This window comes from Microvirga subterranea (assembly GCF_003350535.1).
Classification (GTDB): Bacteria; Pseudomonadota; Alphaproteobacteria; order Rhizobiales; family Beijerinckiaceae; genus Microvirga; species Microvirga subterranea.
Genome location: NZ_QQBB01000036.1, coordinates 1 through 1082 on the forward strand (window position 1 = coordinate 1; position 1082 = coordinate 1082).

The window sequence follows — 1082 nt, forward strand, 5'->3', positions numbered from 1 at the left end:
TGGCTGATCGTGCGGACGAACATTCCATTCCGGAATTTTCTGCACACACTTGTAATGATCCCGTACATGCTCCCGTCCTGGGTGATGGCGCTGGCCTGGATCACGTTCTTCAAGAATGACCGCATCGGCGGAGCCTCGGGCGCGTTCGCGTATTTCTTCGGTGTGCAGCCGCCGGATTGGATCGCCTATGGCCCGATCCCAATCATCATCTGCCTGTCGCTTCACTATTACGTCTATTCTTATCTCTCGGTGTCGAGCTCGATCACGAGCGTCGACAGCCAACTCGAAGAGGCCGGAGCCATGGTCGGCCTCTCGCGTCTCAAGCAGTTCCTGTGGATCACCGCGCCGCTGCTGCTCCCCGCGATCGGCTCCGCGGTTGTGATGACCTTCATCCGCGTGGTCGGATCGTTCGGTACGCCCGCCGTGCTCGGCATGCCGGTTCGCTATTTCGTGCTGCCGACGCAGATCTACGCCGCCATGGGGACCCGGAATGCGGGAGACGGGTTCCTGCTCGCGCTGGTGCTCGTGGTTCTCGCCTGCCTGTTCATCTTCATCAACCAGCGTCTCATCGGCGTCCGCAAGAGCTTTGTAACCCTCTCCGGCAAGGGCTTCCGCAGCAAGGAGATCGACCTCGGGCGCTGGCGTTGGCCGCTCTTCGTCCTCGTCATGCTGCTTATGACGGCGGCAGTTGCCTTCCCTCTCGTCCTGCTGGTCCTGCAGTCGCTGATCAAGACGGCGGGCAACTACAGCCTCAGCAACCTGACTCTGCATTATTGGATCGGCGGGGGCAGCGAGGGCATTGACCAACTGCAGGCGGCGCTGGTGGACAATGGCAACATCATCGACGCCACCTGGAACAGCCTCAAGCTGGCGCTCCTCACGGCCATGACGACCGGCATCTTCGGCTTCCTCATTGGCTATGTAGTCGTCAGGACCCGCGGCTCGCTCACGTCGCGCGCCCTGGAACTGGTGGCCTTCCTGCCGTACATCTTTCCGGCCCTGGCCTTCGGCGCGATCTATATCGGCATGTTCGCCCGTCCGTTTGGGCCAATTCCGGCACTCTACGGAACCTTCGCGCTGCT

At 61.5% G+C, this 1082-nt stretch carries 1 protein-coding gene; it reads left to right on the plus strand.

Annotated elements, in window-relative coordinates; all coding sequences use genetic code 11:
• Positions 1 to 66: 66 nt before the first annotated feature.
• Positions 67 to 1082: ABC transporter permease (locus DES45_RS24675; protein ID WP_245571890.1), on the plus strand; the 1016-nt coding region annotated here is incomplete at its 3' end.